Source organism: Rhizobium sp. SG741 (assembly GCF_012275435.1).
Lineage (GTDB): Bacteria > Pseudomonadota > Alphaproteobacteria > Rhizobiales > Rhizobiaceae > Rhizobium > Rhizobium lusitanum.
The window spans coordinates 469859-491542 of the sequence record NZ_JAAZQP010000003.1 but is presented as its reverse complement, the minus strand read 5'-3'; the positions used below and the strand labels follow the sequence as shown (position 1 = coordinate 491542).

The following is a 21684-nucleotide window of genomic DNA, read 5'->3' as shown; positions in this document are numbered from 1 at the left end:
AAAACCGCGCCTTAGATAGGCGCGGTTAACTTCCTGTTTAGGAATTTCGATCAGCGGGTAGCTGACGCTTCCGATTAACGGAAGAGCGACAGGATCGACTGCGTCGAAGAGTTGGCGATCGACAGGGACTGGATGGCCAGCTGCTGCTGCGTCTGCAGAGCGGACAGCTTGCTCGATTCCTGTTCCATGTTGGCGTCAACCAGCTTGCCAACGCCCGATTCGATGGAGCTGGAGAGCGAGGAAGCGAAGCTCGTCTGCAGGTCGATGCGGCTGGAGATCGAGCCAAGCTTCGAACCCATGCTGGTCAACGAGTTCAGAGCGGTCTGAACCATGTTGAGGGAGGTGGAGATCTGGCCGGAGGTCATGCCGGTGATGTCAAGGCTGAAGACCGAGTAGGAACCGGTCTTGGTGCCGAGAATGCCCGACGTCGTGTCGATCGAACCGGATGCGGTTGCGCCGAACAGAACGTTGCCGGTTGCGCCGGAGTTGAACGCGTAGGACGTCGTGCTGACCGAAACGGTGCCGTTGGTGCCACGGATGAAGGAGGCAACAACCGAAGCGGAGTCGCCGCTTTTGGCCATGACCCAGTTTTCGCCGTTGAACGAAGCCGACTGGGCAACGCTCTGCAGCTGCTGCTGCAGCTGGCCGATTTCTTCCTGGATGGACGACTTGTCGACCGAGCCTTCCATGGCGCTGACGAGCTTGTCCTTGATCTGGCCGACGACGTCGATGGCGCTGGTGACGGCCGTCGATGCGGTGTCAACCTTGGCGGCGCCGAGGCCGAGAGCGTCGGAAACGGCGCCGAGGGCGCTGTCGTCGGACTTCATGCTGGTGGCGATCGACCAGTAAGCAGCGTTGTCGGAAGCCTTGGAGATGCGCAGGCCGGATGAAACGGCGCTCTGTGTGCTCTGCAGGCTGCTGCTGATGCCCTTCAGCGTCTGGAGGGCGGCCATTGCGGAATTGTTGGTAATAATGCTGGTCATTGAGGTTGTCCCCTGGAAACTGGATACAAAAAGGAGGACATACCGGACTGAAAACACCGGCGATGACGGAGCGGCTTCATGCACCTCGATCCATTTCCTAGCGGACCAAACCCGTCATGTCGCAAGGACACTCGCATCCATTGCTTGCGAATTCCTTAAACGCCGGCTGCCGGGAAATATCTCTCCGGAACGTGGCTAAGAAAGCATGAAGGCCTTTCGATAGATGCTTCGGTTTCAGGCAAGCTACGCGCGCGATGATGCGGCGAATCCATGATGCCGGTGCTCGGTCTTCGACCGGAGCCCAATTCAACATTCCGCTCGGAGTTCTCGCTCGTGAATACGAAAAACGCCTTTGTGACAGCGTCCGGTTTCTATCAGAAGGGGCAATATACGCGCGCGCTGGAAACGCTGAACGAATTGCTTAACGTCGACAGGTCACCCAAGACCTACGCGCTGCTGGCGAAAACATTGCTGAAGCTCGGGTTCAAATCGGATGCGGCAAGCGCCTACGAACTGGCAGGCAGGCAAAAGCCCCATCGCGAGGAGTATCTTCGCGAAGCGCTGCTGTTGCACGGCGATTGCGGCAACGACGATCAGGCGCTGGCGATCGGAAGCATGATCCTGCCTATGGCATTCAAGGATCCTGACCTTGCCTTCATCCTCACCCGCATTTTCCTCAGCCGCCAGCAGAAAGAACTCCTCGTCGGCTTCAAGACCGTACTCGTCGAGGGACCCGAACTTAGACATCGGCTCATGGCAGCGAAACTGCTGACGGACGATCTCTATGACGAAGGCAACCGACACATCGTCGCGACGCTGTTCAAGAAGCACCCCGACAACATCATCTTTCGCACGCTCTATTTGATCTTCGCCCGCGAGGTGTCCGACCTTGCAGTCGTCGACAGGCACATGGCCCCCATCACCGCGTCGATCGCGCAAGGCAATCTCGATTACGTGATTCCGGACAATCCCTTTTTCCATCTGCACTGGTGCGGCGACGAGGCGATCAACAAGCTTGCGATCCACGATACCGTGCCGCTGCCAGCCGGCCATGCCGAGGCACGGCGCAACGCCCCGCATGCATGGGGCAACAAGATACGCATCGGCTATCTGTCGTCCGACTTCTGGCCGGGACATGCGACCATGAAACTCATGCAGCGTACCCTGGAATTGCACGACAGGGATCGGTTCGAGATCACGCTCTTCGACCATTCGGATCTGTCTTCCCAGCGGGAGCAGGAATTCGATCACGCGAAATGGGGGGCGATGGTCGACGTCCGCAGCCTTTCCGACCAGGCTGCGGCGGAAATGATCCGCGCCCGCGGTATCGACATTCTGGTCGACCTCAAGGGACATACCAAGGAAAGCCGCGCCCGCATCCTCAATCACATGGCCGCCCCGATCCAGGCCGCCTGGCTCGGCTTCCCCGGCACGGCCGTCAATATCGATCTCGACTACATCGTCGGCGACCCCTACGTGCTGCCGGACCATTCGAAGCCGCATTTTCACGAGAAGTTCTGCCGCCTGCCCGAATGCTATCAGCCGAACGATCCGCTGTACCGCCCGAAGCCACGGCCGACGACGCGCGCGCAGCACGGGCTGCCCGAGGAGGCCTTTGTCTTCGCCTCCTTCAACGGCAACCGCAAGGTCACGTCGCAGATGGTCGACGTGTGGTGCAACATCCTGAAGCGCAGCAAGAACAGCGTGCTCTGGCTGCTGTGCAACGGCCCGCGCGCCGAAGCCAATCTCTGGTCACGCCTGGAAGCGCGCGGCATCAACCGCAAACGGGTCGTCTTCACCACCCGTATTCGCTACGAGGACCACATCGATCGTCAGCAGCTTGCCGATCTCGGCCTCGATACCTTCCCGGTCAATGGCCATACCACCACATCGGAACAGCTCTGGGGCGGCCTGCCGGTCCTCACCGTGAAGGGCACCAACTTCGCCTCCCGCGTCAGCGAAAGCCTGTTGAACGCGATAGGCTTGTCGGAGCTGGTGGCCGACGATATCCAGGCCTATGAAGACATGGCCGTGCAGCTCGCCGGCCAGCCGGAACGCATTGCGCAGTTCAAGGAAACACTGGCCGTCAATCGCTCCATTAAGCCGCTCTTCGACGCCGAACGCTTCACCCACCATCTGGAGACGGCCTTCGAGATGATGGTGGCACGCGCCAAGCAGGGCCTTGCACCCGACCACATGGATGTGCCGGCGCTGCCGCCGCGCATGGAGCCTTTTCTGACTTATGACCAGAACGCGGCGGCTATCGCCGCCGAGTAAGGCTTGCAGATCGTCGGGAACCAGGTTTCCGACGACCGCCGGCGGCTGACCTGTCAGTGGAAGGAACGGACGAGGCTGCCGACCAGCAGGTTCCAGCCGTCGATCAGCACGAAGAAGAGAATTTTGAACGGCAGCGAGATCGACGTCGGCGGCAACATCATCATGCCCATGGCCATGACGATGGTCGATACGATCAGGTCGATGACGAGAAACGGCAGGACGACCAGAAAACCGATCTCGAAACCGCGACGGATCTCCGAGATCATGAAGGCCGGGATCAGAACACGGTAGTCGATCTTGTTGTCGAGCACCGGCGTCTGACCGCGCTCCTGCGCCAGATCGACGAAAAGCTTGATGTCCTTGTCGCGCGTATTGTTGGACATGAACGTGCGGAACGGCTCGGCGATGCGCTGCACGGCATCGGCCTCCGAAATCTGGTTGGCAAGCAGCGGCTGCACGCCATCCTTCCATGCCTGATCGAAGGTCGGCGACATGACGTAGAAGGTCATGAACAGGGCCAGGCTGAGCAGGATCATGTTCGACGGCGTGGTCGCCAGGCCCATGCCGGAACGCAGGATCGAGAAAGCAATGATGAAGCGCGGAAAGCTCGTCACCATGATCAGGATGCCGGGCGCGATCGACAGGATGGTCAACAGGCCGAACGTGCGGATGATCCAGGCCGCGACCGAGCCATTCACGGGGACGTTCAGAAGATCGGTGGGGAGCTGTTGCGGCAATTGCTGCGCCATCGCCAGTTCAGGCGACAATACAGCAATAGCTAATACAGATATGACAAGTATTAATCGAATCATTCGATCACGAAAGTTCTGAACATAACTTTCGATACGCGTCCTTCCGAGCGTAGGTCAACACGCTCTTGAATGTCATCCCGAAGATATTGCAGTCCCCGTGCGCCTTCGATCTGCTGCAGGGAGACCGTGCGGATATAGGCCATGATGTCCTGATGGATGCTCTGGGCGAGCTGCGCGTCGGGCTGACCCTTGAATACCAGCGCAAGTTCAAGCCTTATCCAGTTTTGCGAGGGATAGGCGAGATTGGCGGTGATCGGGTCAAGCGCGATGACGCCGTTCGCCTGCGCGGCCGCCGCAGCTTGCTTGCCGTTACCGGCGGCTTGCGCCGTTGCCTGCACGGCCGCCGTTGCGGTCTTGATCTTCGGGGCAACCACTGTGCCGAGCAGCCAGCCGCCGCCGCCGCCGAGCACGGTCAGCACCAGCAGCCCAACGATCGTCATGATCAGCGGCGATCCCTTGCCTTTAGCCGGTTCGTCTGTGGCTACTGCCATATCCTTGTCCGTCCGTTCTCAAACTATCCGATGCCACCGGCGGTCAAAGCGGCGACAACAGGTCGACGGCCTGCTGTCCCCTGGGCGGCTGCTGTATTTCTGTCAGGCGACCGCGTCCGCCATAGGAGATGCGCGCCTCGGCTATCTTGTCGTATGAAATCGTATTCTCCGCGGTAACGTCCTGTGGCCGCACGATACCGGCGACGTTAAGAATGCGAATTTCCTGGTTCATGCGGACTTCCTGCGAGCCGCTGATCATCAGGTTGCCGTTTTCGAGAATGCCGGTCACGACCGCAGCGACCAGCAGGTTGATCTGCTCGGAACGCTGCATCTTGCCCTTGCTGTCGGTACTGGTATCAGAGCCGGAGGTTGCATCGGCGTTGGTGGCGGGCTTCCAGCCGAAGATCTTGGCGGAAATATCCCAGTTCATGTCGCTCTTGTTCGTGCGATTGCGGTTGGTCTCGTTATCCCAGTTCGCCTTGTCGTTGATCTGGATCGTGACGGTCAGGATGTCGCCGACATTGAGCGCGCGCGCGTCCTTGAAGAGGGCCGCCTGCGAATCGTTCCAGAGCGAATAGCCCTGCGCGACCTGGTGGGGCCGCTTCGGATATTGCGACATCTGTGGCGTCTGTGCGTATTGCAGGCCGCTGCCGATCGGGCTCATGGCCGGCGCCCTGCCGATCTCCTTCAGAGCTTGAGAGTTGCAACCGGCGAGAAAGACGACGACCGCGCACGTGGCCGTAAGACGCATGTTCATGTGGGGTCCTTCGACTTCGATGTATTCGGGTCCGATGCGCTGGCGATGATGTTGGTGATGACAGCCGCCTTCTTTGCATCCATTTCCGCGAGAATGAGGCTCGACTGGCGCGCCGAAAGTTTCATGATGATCGCTGCCGCCACCGTGATCCTGACATCGTTGAGGCTCGCCGCCGCCGCATCCGGTTTCATGTTCTTGTAGATGTCGACCAGGCCGAGATCCGCGGTCTTCAGGAAGTCGTCGCGGCGTTTGAGCCAGTCCTCGTATTCCGCCTTGCGCTTTTCCATGGTGGCGATGCGCTGATCGACATCCGCCTGCAGCTTCTCCAATTCCTGCTTCTGCAGCAGGTAGCGCTGATCCCGGGCCGGATTGGCGATGTTGGTGCAGAATTGCCGGATCTCATCCTGGCTGGAAGCCGGGTCGACGACGACCGGCTTTGGCGCTTCCTGCGCCGTTGCGAAGCCGAGCGACAACACCATGGTAACTGTTGCCAAGGTTGCCGCGAGGCCACAGGAGTTCAGCATTTTCCGGGCGATGGCGATCGATATCATTGCAATACGAGCTCCGCTTGCAGGGCGCCGGCCGATTTGATGCCTTGCAGGATGGCGATGATACCGTCCGGCTTGACGCCGATGTTGTTGAGGCCGGAGACCAGCGTTTTCAGGTCGGGCCCTTCCAGCACCGCGACACGGCCGCCGCTCTTGGTGGCGGTGATGTCGGTCTGATCCTGGACGGCCGTCTGGCCGTTCGAGAAGGGCTCCGGCTGGATCACCTGCGGGTTCTCGCTGACCTGTACCGTCAGCGTTCCATAGCTGACGGCGACCGGCGAGACGCGAACGTCGGCGCCGATGACGATCGTTCCGGTCCGCTCGTTGATGACGACCTTGGCTGGTGTGTCGGTCTGGACACTGAGGTTTTCGAGGTCGGCCATCAACCGCGTCAGATCCGCCATCTTGGGCTTGGCGATCGCGACTTCCTGCGAATCCTTGGCCTCTGCGATCGGCGCGCCGAAGCGCGAGGTCGCCCAGGTATTGACGGTGTCGGCAATGCGGATGGAGGTGGAAAAGTCCGGATTGCGCAGCTGCAGGACCAGATTGACCGAATCCTTGAAACGCGACGGCAGCTCGCGTTCGATGATGGCGCCGCCGGGTACGCGGCCGGCCGTCGTGACCCCTTCGGTGACCGTTGCGGCAGCGCCCTGGGCCTGGAAGCCCGAGACGATGACCGAGCCCTGCGCGACGGCATAGATCTGCCCGTCTGCACCGCTCAGCGAGGTCATGATGAGCGTACCGCCGCGAAGCGACGTCGCATCGCCGAGCGAGCTGACTGTCACGTCGATGCGGCTCCCGGGGCTTGCAAACGGCGGCAGGTTCGCCGTGACCATGACGGCGGCGGTGTTCCTGGCGGCAGATTGGCCGCCCTGGGTCGAGATACCTAGATTCTGCAGCATCGCGCGCATGGACTGCTCGGTGAAAGGCGAGGAACGCAAGCCGTCGCCGGTCCCCTGGAGACCGACGATCAAGCCGTAGCCGATGAGCTGGTTGTCACGTCCTGACTGCAGCGAGGCGATATCCTTGATGCGCGCTTGCATCGCCATGGCCGGATCGGCAACGATCAGGCTTGGCAATGCAAGCAGAACCGCGAGAAATTGACGAAGTCTCTTCATTTTGCGACCACGCGGATCGTGCCGTCTTCGAGAACCGTGCCGTTGACGATGATGCCGGAATCCATATTGCGGGCACGCACGCTGTCGCCGACGGCGCCGTCATCCAGCGGCGTCCCGGCCGCGGTGATCGTCATGCTGCCCATGGTCATCACCAGGCGGATGTTGGAGCCGCGCGTTACCGCGTAGGGCTGGCGCAAAGCGGAGACGGAGATGGTCCGGCCAGGCAGAAGCGTCCGCTTCGACACCAGACCCGTCACCTCCCGGAGCCGCTTGGCATAATCGCCCGTCAGATTGGGGTTGGTGACTTCGACCTCCTCAAGCTGACCGCTGCTGATGATGTCGCCCGGATAGATCGTTTCGGTCGGCACCACCGCGGTACCCATGCCGGCCGCGTCGGCGCGTGCCGCGCCTACGGGCGCGATCGACACGAACACGACGGAGAGGCTCGCTGCGGCGAGCCAGGCCATTGCTAAGCTTTTCATCCGGCGAAACCTCATGTTCGGCCCGTCCTTCCCGCTACTTCAGGTTCTTGCTGACGATCTGCGCCATGTCGTCAGCCGTCGTGATGACCTTGGAATTCATCTCATAGGCGCGCTGTGCCGTGATCAGATCGGTGATTTCCTTGACCGGATCGACGTTCGACGATTCCAGATAACCCTGCTTCAGGTATGCGAAACCGTTCTCGTTCGGATCGGAGACGACCGGATTGCCGGAGGCCGGCGTCTGTGTGAAAAGGTTGCTGCCCATCGGCTGCAGGCCGGCTTCGTTGACGAAGTTGGCGATCTGCAGCTGGCCGAGAACGGTCGGCGTCGTCGCCGTGCCGATGGTGGCTGCGATCTGGCCGGCCGAGCTGATGGTAATGTTGCTGGCATTGTTCGGGATCGTGATGCCGGGCTCGAGCACGTTGCCGTCGGGCGTGACGATCTGGCCGGTGTCGCTCTTGTTGAACGATCCGGCGCGGGTATAGGCCGTCGTGCCATCCGGCATCTGAATCTGGAACCAGCCGCGGCCGACGAGCGCGACGTCGAGATCGTTCTGCGTCTGCGACAGTTCGCCCTGGATCTGGATGTTGCGCACAGCCACGGTCTGCACGCCGAGACCGATGTTGGCGCCTTCGGGAACCACGGCCTGGTTCGGCCGGTTGGCGATGCCCTTGGCACGCTCGGTCTGATAGAGAAGGTCGGAGAATTCGGCGCGCGAACGCTTGTAACCCGTCGTATTGATGTTCGCGATGTTGTTCGCGATCACTTCCAGGTTGGTCTGCTGGGCGTCCATGCCCGTCGCGGCAATTGCGAGCGCTCTCATGCTTTCGTCCTTCGAGGTGGGGCGGGGCCTTCGAAACCGCGGCGCGGCCTGCGAATAATTCCCGCCAAATCAGTTAATTAGAGCGGTAACACCGCTCTAGATCTGCATTTTCGTAACGTCGAGAAAGGCTGACACGAGCTTGTCACGCAGTGCGATCGCGGTCTGCAACGTCTGGTCCGCCTGCATGACCTTGTCGACGACTTCGCGTGTGCTCATCTGGCCCTTCATGCCGGCAAAGGAAGCATTTTCAGCTTCCTTCAGCGTGTTGACGGAGTCCTTCGCGACATTCGACATGACCGAAGCGAAGCTCATTCCGGCCGTGGTTCCCATCGCGACGGCCGGCGATGAGCCAAGCACTCCGGATGCGGCGGAGGTCAGGTCCGTGGCAATGCTGCCAAGGCCGCGAGTGGCTGAGAGAGAGGCGACATTCTTGATTGAATCGATCATTATTGGTTCTTCAACAGGTCAATAGTGGAAGAGATGAGATCGCGGGCCTGCCTGACCGTCTGCAGGTTGGCCTCATAGGAGCGGTTGGCTTCCCGCATATCGGCCATCTCGACGAGGACGTTGACATTAGGCATCTTGACGTAGCCCTTCTGGTCCGCTGCCGGATTGTCCGGATCGTATTCCTCGACGAACTTGCCAGTGTCTTCGCCCAGCTTCTTGACGCCGACCGTCGTCAACCCGTTGGCGCGGTCCAGCTCGGCGCCGAAAGTCACGGTCTTGCGCCGGTAGGGATCGGCGCCGGGTGTATCGCCCGTCGAGCGGGCGTTGGCGATATTTTCGGAAACGACACGCAAACGGGTCGATTGGGCCTCCAGGCCGGAGCCTGCAATCTTCAATGCGGCTGATAAGGGGTCCATGACATCTTCACTTCATCTATTGTTTTACGGTCATCAACATCATGCGATGAAAGGAGCTCACGAGCGCGGTGTTCAAGCTGTATTGCCGCTTGATATCGCCGGCTTTGGAGAGTTCGTCTTCCAGGCCGACGGTATTACCCGACTCCTGGACGCCTATTTCCTGGCTGAGCGACGCTTCTTCGACGTTGACGTCGCCGCTCGCGCTGAATTCATTGCCCGAAAGATGTGCAGGATTGGTTTTCACCATGCCGACGTTCTGGTTGTCCAGAACGGCCTGGAACGGCGTAACGTCCTTGGCGCGATATTTCGGGGTATTGGCATTGGCGATATTGCCGGCAACAACTTCCTGACGCGCCTGGAGCCACTCGGCTTGCCGCGAGGCGAGGTCAAAGAGCTGAATGGGTTGCATGGCTTCTCTCCGTTCTTACACTATCACCCTAGCGGGATAATCTTGCGTGGGACTTGCGGGAAATGCGTTCCTGCAAACTCTTCGAAACGCCTGAAACGCAGGCGATTCCAGGCTTTTCAATTGTGGCCGTAAACATCACCCGTCGAGGTGACGATCACCCACTTTCCATCGCGCTGCTCGATGGTGGCCAGACGGCTGTTGTCGGGCAGAATCGATCCGACGCGTACGACGTACATACCCGTGTCATCCTCGATCAGAGCGCGGCCGTTTGCGACGTGCAGCAGATGAAACGGGGACTTGCCGGGGAGCGGCTGGTCCTCGGCGGGCTGTCCCTTATCGTCCTCGCGCCCGGCATTGCTGACAGTCGCGGTCGTCAAGGGATCGGGAATGAGGTCCTTCGGGCCGTTTGGGTTCTTGTTGACCATGGCAAGCGGCGACACGCTGACGATCTCGCGGCCCGGCCAGTTCGGCAAATCGCGCGAGCGGTCGCCTTCGGCCACGTGGATGCCGAACTTGTCAGGGTTCAGGAAGACGTACCAGGGGAAAAAGGCTGACGCGCCGGCAAGCGCCAGGCCCGCGCAGACCAAGGCCCTGTCCGTGACAGTTCGCTTCTTCGCCGGCTTCAGCGGAGCGACCGGTTCGTCTGCATCGGATTCTCTCACGTTTGGTCCCTCTTTCGGCACGAAGTTAGGAAATGTCGGCTAGCTGAGAACAGGATCTTTGAATTCAAAGGGATGGATGAGGTGATGCATCTTGCCACCGCTATCTTCCCTTGGCCGGAACCATTCCGGCCGAGGCATTCTTCAAAGCGGTCGCAAGGTCGGTAAAAGCGTCGGCCGACGGCCGCTCGCCGGGGGTCTGCTTCAGTATCTCGTAGATGATCGGAACCTGGCGGACGGCGATATCGAGATCCGCGTCAGCCCCTTGGCGATACCCGCCGATGAGGCGCAGGTCCCGGGTTTCTTCATAGCGATGCACAAGCGCCTTCAGACGCGAAACCAATTTTTCCTGATCCGGTGTCCAGGCCTTGCGCGCCAGACGCGAGATCGACGCCAGCGGATCGATCGGTGGATAGCGGCCTTCCTCGGCAAGGCTGCGCTGCAGGACGATATGGCCGTCGAGAATACCGCGGGTGGAATCGGCGATCGGATCGTTGTGGTTATCGCCGTCGACGAGGATGGAAATGATGGCGGTGATCGTGCCGGTGCCCTCCGGTCCTGGACCGGCGCGCTCCAGAAGACGCGGCAGTTCGGTGAAGACCGAGGCCGGATATCCGCGCGCGATTGGCGGTTCGCCCGACGCGGTCGCAACCTCGCGAATGGCATGGGCGAAGCGGGTGACGCTGTCGACAATCAACAGCACGTTATCGCCCTGATCGCGGAAATGTTCGGCGATGGTCATCGCCGACAGCGGCGCCATCTTGCGCAGCATCGGGCTCTCATCGCTGGTCGCAACGACGGCCACCGATTTCTGCATATCCGTGCCGAGCGTGTCCTCGATGAATTCGCGCACTTCGCGGCCGCGTTCGCCGACCAGTGCGATCACGACCTTGTCGAAGGCGTCGGCTCTGGCCAGCATCGACAGCAGCGTCGACTTGCCGACGCCGGAGCCGGCAAAGATGCCGAGGCGCTGGCCGAGGCACAGCGGCGAAAAGATATCGATGGCACGCACGCCCGTCTTGAAGCCGGTATCGACGCGCTTGCGCGTCATCGAGGGCGGCGCGGTGTTGGAGATGGCGCGCGATTCCAGCCCCACCGCCAGCGGTCCCAGCCCGTCGATCGGTTCACCCAGCGAATTGATCGTGCGGCCGCACCAGCCGTCGCTCGGCGCGATGCGGAAGGCGCCCTTGCGGATGATGGTATCCTGAATGCCGATCGGTTCTCCCGGCTCGATCGGACAGACATAGGTCAGCTCGGGTTCGACGCGGACGACCTCGCCGAGATGGACGCCCGTTTGCGAACGATGCGCGACGAAATCGCCGAGACGCACCTGTCTGGAGAGACCGGCAACCGTGTAATGCCCGGCGGCGATCGTCCGCACGTGGCCGCCATGGGCCACGGCATTTTCCGCCACAGCATACTGGCCCGCCAGGACTGCCATGTGCGAAAGCTTCGGCGACAATGCACCATCCGGCAACCGATCCTCGAACATGATCCGCCCTCTTTACTGGCTGCCGCCGAGGGTCTTGATCGCGTCCGTGAGCGTGCCCTCACTGCTGCTCGTCAGCGTGCTGATACTGTCGAAGGCGCGATTGACCTCGATCAGCTGGGTCATTTCCCGCATGCCGTTGACGTTGGAGTTTTCGAGGTAACCCTGGGCGACGCCGACATTCGAGCGGTCGACAACCGGCTGGGGCGTGTCCGTCGGCAGAATGCCGCTGTTCTCGTAGCGCAGGAAGCCCTTGCCGACATCCGCATCATAGAGACCGATCTGGCCCATGCGCTTGCCGTTCTGCGAGACGGTACCATCCGACGAAACGGTCGGCGCGCCGCCCGCCGGGTCGAGCTGGATTGGTCCGCCGCCGGGATCGACCACCGGAAAGCCCCGCACGGACACCAGAGCACCGCTGTCGGTCATGGTGAAACGGCCGTCGCGCGTCAACACCAGACCCGCCGGTGTGTTGAGGCCGAACCAGGCGTCGCCCTTGACGGCGAAGTCGAATAGATTGCCGGTGTTCTGCAATTCGCCATTGTCGGTCGAGAGATAGTCGTTGCCTTGCGACACGAAGGCGACTTTGGCGTTCAGCTTGTTTTGGGTATTGCTGAGGACTTGATCGAACTTGACCTCGGTGCCCCGGAAGCCCGTCGTATTCACGTTTGCCAAGTTGTCGGCGATCGTGGTCAGACGCCGCTCAAGCGCCATCTGGGACGACAGCGCCACATAGATACCAGACTGCATTTTCAACGCCCTCCGGACATTGGAGAATAACGGGAAAGGAAACGCCGAACGGCGCTCCTACATTTCGTTAGCGGGGCATGGATGCCCTTGCACGTTACTCTGCCTGCACTGGCTTGTGCGAAGCTGACAAGGCAAAAGGCGGCCGCGCAACACGACGAACAGCCTCACGCAAGGCAGGTCTCCTAGTTCATCGTATGAAGCAACGTTCAGGTGTGGACCGACGATGAACATTATTATCGGATTTGTAGTGACCTGCGGCTGCATCATAGGCAGCTTCATGGCCATGGGCGGAGACGTAGGCGCGCTATTCCAGCCCTTCGAATTTGTCATTATCGCAGGCGCCGGTCTCGGCGGCTTCATCATGGCCAATCCAATGAAGGTCGTGAAGGACTCGGGCAAGGCACTGCTGGAAGCGTTCCGGCATGCAGTTCCGAAGGAGCGCGACTATCTCGACACGCTCGGCGTGCTCTACGCCCTGATGCGGGACCTGCGCACCAAGTCGCGCAACGAAATCGAAGCCCATATCGACAACCCCGATGAATCGGTGATCTTCAAGGCGGCGCCGACCGTGCTGAAGAACAAGGATCTGACGGCCTTCATCTGCGATTATGTTCGTCTCATCATCATAGGCAACGCCCGCTCCCACGAGATCGAGGCGCTGATGGATGAAGAACTCGACACCATGCAGCACGATAAGATGAAGCCCTATCATTCGATCACGATCATGGGCGATTCCTTCCCCGCCATCGGTATCGTCGCCGCCGTTCTCGGCGTCATCAAGGCTATGAGCCACATCAACGAATCACCCGAAGTGCTCGGCCATCTCATCGGCTCGGCGCTGGTCGGCACCTTCCTCGGTATCATCCTGTCCTACTCTGTCTGCGCGCCGCTGGTCTCGCAGATCAAGGTCGTGCGCAACAAGCAGCATCGTCTCTACGTCATCGTGAAGCAGACGCTGCTGGCCTATATGAACGGCTCCGTACCGCAGGTGGCGCTTGAATATGGTCGCAAGACCATCTCCTCCTACGAGCGTCCGTCCATCGACGCCGTCGAGCAGGAAATGATGAACCCCGGCGGTGAGAGCAAGGCGGCCTGATGACCATGAGCCAGCAATCCGCACACAAGATGCAGACGATGGATCGAATCCTCTACGCCAAGCTCACGGGCAGCCTTGGCGATGAGGCGGCGCTTACAAAGCTCGGCACGGCGTTCGGACAGGTCTATGCTGAATTTCTGCCCGATATGATCAAGAGCGAAACCGGTCTCGACATAGGGATCGCCTATGCCAGCTGTCAGCCGGGTCTCATGAACGATCTGGTTGCCGGACTTGGCGGCAGCTACGCCCTGGTAAACGGTTCGCTGCGCAACTGGGCGCCGAAATTCGTGCTCGGCTGCGGCGCCGGCTTTATCATGACGCTCATGGAACATATGCTGGGAGCTCGTCTGGAGGACATGGAAGCCGCCGTTCCCCGGCCGCTTTCGGTGATCGAACTCGATCTTTCCGTCATGGTGTTCGACAAGATCGCCAATGTGTTGCGTTCGGCCGTCAATGCGACCGGCGGCTTCGAGCCCTATCTGGACCCGCCCCACAATGTCGAAGATCGTCCGGCACCGGTCAGCGGCGAAAAGGATGAATTCGCCGCGGCGATCACGATGACGGTTTCGCTCGGCAAGTCGCTTTCCCAGGTCGTCATCATCGTGCCCCAGCGCGAACTGTTGCGGACCGTCGTCAGTGCACCGCGGCCGAAGAACACGACGGCAGCCTCCGAGACATGGTCGGAACAGCTCGGCGAGCAGGTGCGTCGCTCGCAGGTGACGCTGGATGCGCGCATCCGGCTGCAATCCCTGACGCTCGATACGATTTCCAGGCTCGCCGTCGGCGACGTCATTCCATTCATGGATGCGGGCGACGTGCGGGTCGAGGTCAGCGCCAACAGCAAGGATCTCTACATCTGTGAATTCGGACGCTCTGGCGAAAACTATACGGTGCGCGTCAAGGACAATGTGAATTCCGATGACGAGCTTCTTCGGCACCTGATGAATTGACCGGCTGGCGGTGCCCGCCACCCACGGCAGCTTGAGGCAAGTTTCAACTGGAATAGTGATTTCATGGCTACGAAGACGATACAGCAAAGCAGCGAGGAATCGCTCGAAGTTTCAAGCAGCGACGCCGCGTTGGACGAGGCCATCGATGGCCTGCGCGGCGTCCTGAAAAAGGGCAATGAAGGCGGCATGCCGGATCTCGATGCCGATGCATTCGGCGCGGAACCAAGCACCGGCCTTTCGACATTCGGCGATTTTGGCGACGACAACTCCGGCTCGGCCTTCGGCGACAGCGACTTCGGTAGCCCATCCTCCGAGCCTGTCCCGCCGGGTAGCGCTCTTGCCGCCAATCTCGACCTGATCATGGATATCCCGATCGACGTCCAGATCGTTCTCGGTAATTGCCGGATGCAGGTCTCCGGCCTGATGAACCTGACCGAAGGTGCCATTATCGCACTCGACAAGAAGATCGGCGAGCCGGTCGAAATTACCGTAAACGGCCGCAAGATCGGCCGGGGCGAAATTACCGTTCTGGAACATGACGACACCAGGTTCGGTATCAAGCTCATTGAAATATACAATACGAAAAAAAGCTGAACCCGGCTCAGGATGAGCCCACTCCCCGTGCGGGATGGAGACGAAGACCATGATGGACTTTGACGATTTCAGCGGCGCGCTTGCCGAGAAACCGTTATCTCAGACTGAAAAAGCGGCGGCCGTCCTTCTTGCCATGGGAAAGCAGGTGGCGGGACGGCTGCTCAAGTATTTTACCCAGAATGAACTGCAGCTCATCATCGCCTCGGCGCAATCGCTGAGGCTCATTCCACCGGATGAATTGGCGCTACTCGTGGCGGAATTCGAGGACCTCTTCACGGAGGGCGCCGGCCTGATGGACAACGCCAAGGCCATCGAGAGCATTCTCGAGGAAGGCCTGACGCCGGACGAGGTGGACAGCCTGCTCGGCAGGCGTACCGCCTTCCAGGCTTACGAAACCTCGATATGGGACCGTCTCGGCGAGGCCGATCCGGTTTTCGTCGCGAAGTTCCTCCTGCGCGAGCATCCGCAAACCGTCGCCTATGTGCTGTCGATGATGCCGTCGGCCTTCGGCGCGAAGGTATTGCTGCAGCTTCCGGAAGCGCAGCGCCCAGACATCATGAACCGTACTGTCAACTTGAAGGAAGTCAGTCCGAAGGCGGCGCAGATCATCGAGAACCGCGTTCTCGGGCTGATGGCGGAGATCGATGCCGAACGCAACGCTTCCGGCTCGACCAAGGTCGCGGATCTGATGAACGAACTCGACAAGCCGGTGGTCGATACCCTGCTCAACTCGCTGGAATCGATCAACAAGGAATCGGTCGAGAAGGTCCGTCCGAAGATCTTCCTGTTCGACGATCTCATCCGCATGCCGCAGCCGAGCCGCGTGTTGCTGCTCAACGACATCGCCGCAGACATTCTCACCATGGCGCTCCGGGGTTCGAACAACGAAATCCGCGAGATCGTGCTTTCCTCGATCAGCCCGCGCCAACGGCGCATGATCGAATCCGATCTGCAGATGGGCAATACCGGCATCAACCCACGCGAAATCGCCATCGCGAGACGCGCTATCGCGCAGGAGGCCATCCGGCTCGCCAATTCCGGCCAGATCGAGCTCAAGTCCAAGGAAAATACGCCTGTGGAAGAAGCAGCGTAATCTCCGCACGACTCACCTAATTCGTCTTAGTATGTTCAAGCTCAGGGCCGCGTGTGATGCGCGGCCTCTTTCCGTTTCATGAAGGACGGCTGTTTTGGCTGACGAAGACAAGGACAGTAAAACAGAAAAGCCGACGGAGAAAAAACTCCGCGACACGGTGGAGAAGGGCAACGTTCCCCACTCCAGGGACGCAACCATCTTTGCTTCCATGCTCGCGACCATCATCTACGTCACCTTCTTCCTGCCGGAGCGCATGGGCCGCATGGGCGAAGTCCTGCGCGACCTCTTCGAAAAGCCGGATCAATGGCAACTTGAAACAGGCCCCGACGCCATGTTGCTGTTTACCCGCCTGGGCTGGGAAGTCGGCAATCTGGTGCTGCCGGCCGTCGTGTTGTTCTTCGCCTTCGGCATCGGCTCCTCGATGTTCCAGAATCTGCCGACGCCGGTTCTCGACCGCATCCAGCCGCAATTTTCCCGAATATCGCCCGTCTCCGGATGGAAGCGGATCTTCAGCACATCCGGCCTGGTGGAATTCGGAAAATCTCTCGCCAAGATCGTGGTGGTCGGCATCATCATGTTTTTCGTGCTGCGAAGCCAGTTCTTCCACGCGATGGACTCCATGTCTTCCGACCCGCAGACAATCTTCGTGCGCCTGTCGACGATCGTTCAGCGGATTCTGGTCATCGTGCTCATGGCGACGGCGGTCGTCGGTATCGCCGACGTGTTGTGGAGCCGATATCACTGGTTCGATCAGCTGAAAATGACCAAGCAGGAGATCAAGGACGAGCACAAGCAATCCCAGGGCGACCCGATCGTCAAATCGCGCCAGCGCTCGATCGCGCGAGACCGCGCCCGGCGCCGCATGATGAAGCAAGTGCCGCGCGCGACCCTCGTCATCGCCAACCCGACGCACTTTGCCGTGGCGCTGCGCTATGTGCGCGAAGAGAATGACGCGCCCGTCGTCGTCGCGAAGGGGCAGGACCTTATCGCCTTGAAAATCAGAGAGATAGCAGAGGCCAACAATATTCCCGTTTTCGAAGACGTGCCCCTCGCACGCTCCATGTTTGCGCAAGTCTCGGTTGATAGCGTCATCCCGTCAGTATTTTACAAAGCTGTCGCCGAGCTCATCCATAGGATCTACGCCGCGCAGACGAATAGAAAACGGGTACGATAAACCAAATGAAAAAATGCCCCTACTCTGCCCAACGTGAACAAATACTTGCCGAAGCCATCAGCCCGGTCGCGAGCGAGCTGCGCCTCCTCGACGCCGCCGACCTGATATCGCTGCTGCGTTTCGAACGATATGGTAATATTGCTGACCTCGTTGCCTCGGCGGCCGAGCTCTATTTCCTCCCCGGCACAGTCAATTTCGGACTTGGCGGCGATTACAAGCTCGATTGGGGCGGCCCGGCGGAGGTCACGATCGACCTCGAAATCAAGCCGCACGGCGTCACCATCTATGCGAAACTGGCGCTGGCCGAGCATCATGCCGGCATCGAGATCAATCACATCGCCTTTGACAGGGCGTCGACCGATCCGGACGAGAATACGGCGCTGCTCGCACGTAGTCTCATGGATGCCCGCTACGTAATCCATGGCGAGATTGCTCGCGCGAGCTGAGCTGCTTCCAAATCTTGCAATTTATGTGATAAGGGCTATCCGCCGCGGCGCGGCGGCTCAGCCTATCAGCTTATATAACCGAAGCGGATCGCCTTCGCGATCGCCTGGATGCGGTTCACGCTGTCAAGCTTTATCGTGGCCGAGCCGAGATAGGCGTTGACGGTGTGTACCGACAATCCGAGCTTCTCGGCAATTTCCTCGCTGATGCGGCCGTCGCCGGCGAGCTGCAGACAGACGATCTCACGCTCGCTGAGTGCTTCGGCGGCCTGCGAGCGGCGTTCATCAAGCGACAGGAGCTCCATCATGAGCTGGCAGCAGCGGCCGTGCAGCTCCACGATCATGTCGCTCGCCAGATCCATGAATTTCGCAGTGAAGACGACATAGCCGTTCCCCACGCTACCCAGCCGTACGGGAAAGGCAACGCCGGCAAATGGCACGAGATGCGGTTTCAGGCGCTGCGTGAACGAGGCGAAGTCCAGCGTCTCGGCGGTGCTGTCGCTATCGCGGCCGTTCCACATGAGAGGAAGCATCGATTTCTCGATATGCTCGATCAGCGCATCGCTATAGGCGTCGACGAAAGCCTTGCCGACGACGGAGTTCGCTGAGCCCCAATTGTCGAGCTCGCATACCAGGCGCTGCTTGTGCGGCAGGCCGGAGCCGTGGAGACGATAAACCGCAAAATGCTGCGCATCGATCAACTTCAGCATCGAGACGAGCTTCGGAAAAAGATCGGAGCGGCCAGAAATCCTGCCCGAGCGGGTAAGCCGTGTTTCTGCCGGCGTACCCGTCGTCCTGTCTGGCTGATATCGCATTCACTATGCCTTCAAACGAGATTGTTTCGGACGGCGAAGGCAATTGCCTCCGATCTGGTCTTGGTCGCGGTCTTACGCATGACACTGGTGATGTAATTGTTGATGGTATTGCGCGATATTCCAAGGATCATGGCAATCTCGTCGCTCGTCTTTCCCTCGGCGATCCAGAACAGACATTCCAGCTCACGTTCAGTCAGATCGAAATCGCGCTCCGACCTGACTTCGACGCAACGCGTGAAGCTGGCGAGATAACCCGACAATAGACCGACATCGCGGAGCCGTTCGAGCAAGAACGGCACGGAGTCGCGGGTCAACAGCAGCAAGGAGAAGCGCGTTCGGCCGACGTTGAAAGTCATAGCATAATATTGGCGACCGACGCCTTCCGGCAGCTCGACATCGTCGGGCAAGACAGCCGCACTCGGCTGGAACAGCGCCATGCATTTTTCCAACTCGCCGGTGCGGCCATAGCCGCTCGTCAACTCCGGTGCAAGGCGCCTGACAAGATCGAAAGGCCAATCGCAGGCCACGACGAAATCGAGACCGTTCTCCTGTATGAGATCGCACCGCGCCAGAAGATAATGAGAGGCGCCGGCATAGCTCGCCAGCGCGCGCAGGCCGGCCTGCAGATAGGATGGGCCGGCAATGGCGCTCAGCTGCAGAATGAGCTGCTCGCGCGACATGGCGCCGATGGATGCCGCTGATCGCGCATCCCTGTCGCCCTTGCTCGCCTGCGATATCTGCATATCCATTCTTGCATTTCCTGCCGCTGCTGGACGATCGGCCGTCAAACGAGAGCATTGTTCCGTCAGCGCCCAGCGCATTGCCAAGAAAGCCGCTTTCGGTTCTCGGCAAGGCATTCGCGCCGATTCATTCTCTTCCGCGACTAAAATACATCCCGGCGCGGGCGGGGCAGATGAGCGCACTCACTACTGAATTCCATGTCGGCAATCGCATTGGCATCAATCGCCGCATACACAACCATCGAACCATGAATTGATTTTTCCGCGTTCCCGGACTCTGCAAACTCTTCGAACCTGCGAAACACGGAAATCGAGGGCCGAATCGCGCTGCTTAAACAACCATTGCGGAAAGGCATATCAGTTGTAAGTCGATTCTTTCTACCCAGCAACGGCATTTCCAGTGAAATTCCATCTTACGCACACGTCAAATTACCCAGTTGAATCAGAGAGGCCCCGGGACGGCAAGGGCAAGGGAAGAGCGGCATTTCAAGTACCCTCAAATGAGAAAGGACCGGGATCTCTCCCGGTCCTTTCGTCAGGCTGCCTGGTCGACGGCCCATTTTCTGAGGATCTTCGCGGCTCGTTCCTCGCTGATCTCCACCATCCGCGAGAGGCGGCGTTCAGGCCCTTCCTTGACGCGGCGGTTGAAGGTGCCGCCATCGTCGCCCATCGTCAGCAAATCGTCGGTGCTGTCGAAGCCGAAATCCGAGCCGAAGCCGTCCATCAGGGCGGCGCCGGGTCCCTCGACCGCGGGAGCGAAGTCCGGTAGTTCCAGGCCCGCTGCTTCCGGCAGAGCCGTGCCGCTGCCCGCGCCAGCGCCGAGCGAGCGGATCAGTGGGCGGAAGCCGACCCAGACGATCAGGAAGGCAACCGCGACGAAGGCGAGCGAGTTGATGATGCCGGCCATGTTACGGCCCAGCATATCCGTGACGCTGAAGCTGGAGGAATTGTCGTCGAGCAACTGATTGTCGAGGAAGTCCATCGCATTGACGGTGACGATGTCGCCACGGCTCGGATCGACGCCGGCCGCAGTCGCCACGATCTTCTGCATCTCGGCGATATAGGCGTCGATTTTCGCCTGATCCGCGCCCTGGCCGACCATCTGCGCGACGCGGCCCCTGTTGACGACCACGGCGACGGACAGCTTCTCGATCTTGTAGCTGTTGCGTGTCGTCGCCGTCGTCTTGCTGTTGATTTCGTAGTTGGTCTGTTCTTCGCGCTTGTCGGACTGATCGTTCGAGGTCGGCGTGTTGCCGCCGGATTGCGGGGCCGCCTGCGGAATATTCTGCTGGACGGTTGCCGCGCTGTCGGGCTGGCTCTGCTGCGACTTCTGCGCTTCCTTCACCGTGCGGACGGAGCGCTCGACCTTCGATTCCGGATCGAAGGTGGTTTCCTGCACCTGCTGGCTGTCGGTATTGAGCTGCGCCGTTACGCTGGAGCGGAAGTTGTCCATGCCGAGGAAGGGTGCGAGCGCCTTGTCGATATTCGACTCAACTTCGCCCTGCACATTCTGCACGATGCCGAGATTGCGGCTGAGCGCACCGTTGCTGGGATCGTCGCCGGAGGCAAGCAACTGGCCGGTCGAATCGAGAATCGTGACGTCATCGACCTCAAGACCCGGAACGGCGGACGCGACGAGATGCCGGATAGCCGGCGCCGACTTGCGCGCCGCTTCCGCACTGGCGCGGATCATGACCGAGGCAGTCGGCTTCTGATCCGCCTTTCGGAAGTTGCCGACATCCTGCATGACAATGTGCACGCGCGCCGCGCTGATGCCGGCGATGGAGGTGATCGTGCGGCTGATTTCTCCTTCGAGCGCACGAACGCGGGTGACTTCCTGCATGAATGAGGTCAGGCCGAGCGAACCGACATTGTCGAACAGCTCATAGCCGGCATTGCCGCTATTCGGCAGACCACGCTCGGCGAGAAGAGCGCGGGCTTTGCCGGTCATGCCGGTCGGCACAGTCAGGCTGGTACCATCCGTACCGACCTGAAAGTTGATCTTTGCTTCGGCAAGCGCGATGCTGATCTGATTGAGATCAGTGGCATCCAGGCCGACATAAAGCGTCTCCTGGGTGGGCTTATTGACGTAAAGGGCGGCAAGAAGGACCAGCACAATGGAAGCTGCGCCCACGCCGCCCATGATCAGCAGGCGTGTTCTCCCGAGATTCTGGAGATTCCGGAACAAGGGAACTAATTGATTTAACAGATTCATTCTGTTCTCGCACGATTCGTCAAAGACCTGATGGCTTTGTGCCGTGCAGCGAAAATAGAAATCGAAACTTGTGCGAACGTTTCGTCGGGCCGAAAAACAGGAA

24 protein-coding genes are annotated in these 21684 nt (G+C 60.0%); 7 read left to right on the top strand and 17 right to left on the bottom strand.

Annotation, left to right across the window (positions count from 1 at the left end; genetic code table 11):
- Window positions 1-74: 74 nt before the first annotated feature.
- Entirely contained in the window at window positions 75-983 is a 909-nt protein-coding gene (locus FHT29_RS10850) for a flagellin (RefSeq protein WP_145675919.1), read from the bottom strand.
- Between the two features lie 333 nt (window positions 984-1316).
- On the opposite strand from FHT29_RS10850, the gene FHT29_RS10845 reads away from it, so the two are divergent.
- On the top strand, window positions 1317-3260 hold the full coding sequence (locus FHT29_RS10845; RefSeq protein ID WP_168599663.1) for a glycosyl transferase: 1944 nt from the start codon (window positions 1317-1319) through the stop codon (window positions 3258-3260).
- Between the two features lie 53 nt (window positions 3261-3313).
- Here the strand turns inward: FHT29_RS10845 and fliP are convergent, their stop codons facing one another.
- The 13 genes from fliP to flgF all read right to left on the bottom strand — a co-directional run bounded on the left by fliP (window position 3314) and on the right by flgF (window position 12461).
- A complete protein-coding gene (gene fliP / locus FHT29_RS10840) occupies window positions 3314-4072 on the bottom strand; it encodes a flagellar type III secretion system pore protein FliP (protein ID WP_037203264.1) in 759 nt (252 codons plus the stop codon).
- Window positions 4069-4563, bottom strand: coding sequence for a flagellar basal body-associated FliL family protein (locus FHT29_RS10835; protein ID WP_037203263.1), 495 nt, complete (start codon window positions 4561-4563; stop codon window positions 4069-4071). Before FHT29_RS10835 ends, fliP begins: the two co-directional genes overlap by 4 nt.
- A gap of 43 nt (window positions 4564-4606) precedes the next feature.
- On the bottom strand, window positions 4607-5320 hold the full coding sequence (gene flgH / locus FHT29_RS10830; RefSeq protein ID WP_037203261.1) for a flagellar basal body L-ring protein FlgH: 714 nt from the start codon (window positions 5318-5320) through the stop codon (window positions 4607-4609).
- On the bottom strand, window positions 5317-5844 hold the full coding sequence (locus tag FHT29_RS10825) for a MotE family protein (protein ID WP_246703024.1): 528 nt from the start codon (window positions 5842-5844) through the stop codon (window positions 5317-5319). The genes flgH and FHT29_RS10825 overlap by 4 nt, the downstream gene beginning before the upstream one ends.
- A gap of 23 nt (window positions 5845-5867) precedes the next feature.
- Entirely contained in the window at window positions 5868-6986 is a 1119-nt protein-coding gene (locus tag FHT29_RS10820) for a flagellar basal body P-ring protein FlgI (RefSeq protein WP_168597985.1), read from the bottom strand.
- On the bottom strand, window positions 6983-7483 hold the full coding sequence (gene flgA, locus FHT29_RS10815; RefSeq protein WP_037203255.1) for a flagellar basal body P-ring formation chaperone FlgA: 501 nt from the start codon (window positions 7481-7483) through the stop codon (window positions 6983-6985). Before flgA ends, FHT29_RS10820 begins: the two co-directional genes overlap by 4 nt.
- Before the next feature lie 19 nt (window positions 7484-7502).
- Window positions 7503-8291 (bottom strand): flagellar basal-body rod protein FlgG, encoded by a 789-nt coding sequence (gene flgG / locus FHT29_RS10810; RefSeq protein WP_037203253.1) that lies wholly within the window; start codon window positions 8289-8291, stop codon window positions 7503-7505.
- 96 nt (window positions 8292-8387) lie between these two features.
- The gene (locus FHT29_RS10805) at window positions 8388-8738 is read right to left on the bottom strand and encodes a flagellar hook-basal body complex protein FliE (RefSeq protein ID WP_037203251.1); all 351 of its coding nucleotides are present in this window, start codon (window positions 8736-8738) and stop codon (window positions 8388-8390) included.
- Window positions 8738-9154, bottom strand: coding sequence for a flagellar basal body rod protein FlgC (gene flgC / locus FHT29_RS10800; protein WP_037203249.1), 417 nt, complete (start codon window positions 9152-9154; stop codon window positions 8738-8740). The genes FHT29_RS10805 and flgC overlap by 1 nt, the downstream gene beginning before the upstream one ends.
- Window positions 9155-9170: 16 nt before the next feature.
- A complete protein-coding gene (flgB, locus tag FHT29_RS10795) occupies window positions 9171-9563 on the bottom strand; it encodes a flagellar basal body rod protein FlgB (RefSeq protein WP_037203248.1) in 393 nt (130 codons plus the stop codon).
- A gap of 116 nt (window positions 9564-9679) precedes the next feature.
- Window positions 9680-10225: a hypothetical protein gene (locus tag FHT29_RS10790; RefSeq protein ID WP_037203247.1), complete on the bottom strand. Its 546-nt coding sequence runs from the start codon at window positions 10223-10225 to the stop codon at window positions 9680-9682.
- A gap of 100 nt (window positions 10226-10325) precedes the next feature.
- Window positions 10326-11714 carry a flagellar protein export ATPase FliI gene (fliI, locus tag FHT29_RS10785; protein ID WP_168599661.1) on the bottom strand — a complete coding sequence of 463 codons (1389 nt, stop codon included), beginning with the start codon at window positions 11712-11714 and terminating at the stop codon, window positions 10326-10328.
- Between the two features lie 12 nt (window positions 11715-11726).
- Entirely contained in the window at window positions 11727-12461 is a 735-nt protein-coding gene (gene flgF, locus FHT29_RS10780) for a flagellar basal-body rod protein FlgF (protein ID WP_037203244.1), read from the bottom strand.
- Window positions 12462-12684: 223 nt separating this feature from the next.
- Here flgF and motA point away from each other — a divergent pair, with 223 nt between their 5' ends.
- From motA to FHT29_RS10750, 6 genes are all read left to right on the top strand, one after another.
- Window positions 12685-13557 (top strand): flagellar motor stator protein MotA, encoded by an 873-nt coding sequence (gene motA, locus FHT29_RS10775; protein ID WP_037203242.1) that lies wholly within the window; start codon window positions 12685-12687, stop codon window positions 13555-13557.
- Window positions 13557-14507 carry a FliM/FliN family flagellar motor switch protein gene (locus tag FHT29_RS10770; protein WP_167669587.1) on the top strand — a complete coding sequence of 317 codons (951 nt, stop codon included), beginning with the start codon at window positions 13557-13559 and terminating at the stop codon, window positions 14505-14507. The genes motA and FHT29_RS10770 overlap by 1 nt, the downstream gene beginning before the upstream one ends.
- Before the next feature lie 63 nt (window positions 14508-14570).
- The gene (gene fliN, locus FHT29_RS10765) at window positions 14571-15101 is read left to right on the top strand and encodes a flagellar motor switch protein FliN (RefSeq protein WP_037203239.1); all 531 of its coding nucleotides are present in this window, start codon (window positions 14571-14573) and stop codon (window positions 15099-15101) included.
- 49 nt (window positions 15102-15150) lie between these two features.
- Window positions 15151-16194, top strand: a complete 1044-nt coding sequence (gene fliG / locus FHT29_RS10760; RefSeq protein WP_037203338.1) for a flagellar motor switch protein FliG — start codon at window positions 15151-15153, stop codon at window positions 16192-16194.
- Window positions 16195-16288: 94 nt separating this feature from the next.
- Window positions 16289-17368 carry a flagellar biosynthesis protein FlhB gene (gene flhB / locus FHT29_RS10755; RefSeq protein ID WP_037203238.1) on the top strand — a complete coding sequence of 360 codons (1080 nt, stop codon included), beginning with the start codon at window positions 16289-16291 and terminating at the stop codon, window positions 17366-17368.
- Between the two features lie 5 nt (window positions 17369-17373).
- Entirely contained in the window at window positions 17374-17814 is a 441-nt protein-coding gene (locus FHT29_RS10750; RefSeq protein ID WP_047555998.1) for a hypothetical protein, read from the top strand.
- Between the two features lie 65 nt (window positions 17815-17879).
- On the opposite strand, the gene FHT29_RS10745 is transcribed toward FHT29_RS10750, so the two are convergent.
- From FHT29_RS10745 to fliF, 3 genes are all read right to left on the bottom strand, one after another.
- Window positions 17880-18626, bottom strand: coding sequence for a helix-turn-helix transcriptional regulator (locus FHT29_RS10745; RefSeq protein ID WP_037203235.1), 747 nt, complete (start codon window positions 18624-18626; stop codon window positions 17880-17882).
- Window positions 18627-18637: 11 nt separating this feature from the next.
- Window positions 18638-19375 (bottom strand): helix-turn-helix transcriptional regulator, encoded by a 738-nt coding sequence (locus FHT29_RS10740; protein WP_037203234.1) that lies wholly within the window; start codon window positions 19373-19375, stop codon window positions 18638-18640.
- Between the two features lie 526 nt (window positions 19376-19901).
- Window positions 19902-21581, bottom strand: coding sequence for a flagellar basal-body MS-ring/collar protein FliF (gene fliF, locus FHT29_RS10735; protein ID WP_037203232.1), 1680 nt, complete (start codon window positions 21579-21581; stop codon window positions 19902-19904).
- Window positions 21582-21684 lie beyond the last annotated feature (103 nt).